The sequence below is a fragment of the Helicobacter pylori genome (assembly GCF_001998165.1).
GTDB classification, from domain to species: domain Bacteria; phylum Campylobacterota; class Campylobacteria; order Campylobacterales; family Helicobacteraceae; genus Helicobacter; species Helicobacter pylori_DL.
Genome location: NZ_MTWR01000200.1, coordinates 1 through 322 on the forward strand (window position 1 = coordinate 1; position 322 = coordinate 322).

Annotated in this window: 1 pseudogene; it reads right to left on the reverse strand. The window is 49.1% G+C overall.

Annotated features, from left to right (window positions below):
- Positions 1 to 322: pseudogene (locus BZK24_RS08890) on the reverse strand (branched chain amino acid aminotransferase); the annotation flags it as partial.

Consider the following 322-nt stretch of genomic DNA (forward strand, 5'->3'; position numbering starts at 1 on the left):
TGCGTGATGCCAAAAAAATTCGCCGCACCCACTTCTTCAATTTTAGTGTGCGTGGCAGGATCTAAATAAATGCAATCATCATAGCCTTGCTCTATGGCCATTTTATGGGCCAACAGGCTTGCAGCATAATTCCCCCCCACTTTCACCCCACCGGTGCCTTTAGGTGCGGCCCTATCAAAAATCGTAGTGATAAACCTAGCCCCTCCTTTTTCTATACCCCCTTTAAAATACGCCCCCACAGGCGCGCAAAACACGATAAAAAGGTATTCACTGGCCGGCTTCACCCCCAAATTATCCCCCACGCCTATGACAAAAGGGCGCA